Below are 506 nucleotides of genomic sequence, written 5' to 3'. Positions count from 1 at the left end.
GATGAAATCGAATCGATGCCAATTCAGGCACAAATTCGTTTGTTGCGCGTCCTGCAAGAGCGCGTGATTGAACGCGTTGGCTCAAACGAACTTTTACCTCTCGACATTCGCGTTGTCGCGGCAACGAAAGTGGATCTTAAACGTGCGGCGGAACAAGGTACATTTCGTCAAGACCTCTACTATCGCCTCAACGTGGTTACGCTAGATTTGCCTCCCTTACGTGAACGCAAGGAAGACATCCCTGCCCTTTTCCATCATTTTCTTTTAGTCGCGGCGTCGCGCTATGGTAAAAGTTCGCCAAGTCTTTCAGCACAAGATTTGGCTCAGCTAATGGCTCACGATTGGCCGGGAAATGTCCGAGAACTGCGCAATGCAGCAGAGCGTTTCGTTTTATTAGGTAAACTCATCCAATTAGGTGAACCAAGTTCCATCCCCGCCTCAACCAGTAGCCTTGCAGAGCAAGTGGCGGAGTTTGAAAAGGCAGCGATAGAAAATGCGCTACTAGA

At 49.2% G+C, this 506-nt stretch carries 1 protein-coding gene; it reads left to right on the top strand.

Going from position 1 to position 506, the window contains the following annotated elements; all coding sequences use genetic code 11:
• On the top strand, positions 1–506 hold a 506-nt coding region (locus R7R78_RS29745; protein ID WP_225475044.1), incomplete at both ends, for a sigma 54-interacting transcriptional regulator.

Source organism: Vibrio sp. 2134-1 (genome assembly GCF_033339495.1).
This window is presented reverse-complemented; position numbering and strand designations above follow the sequence as displayed.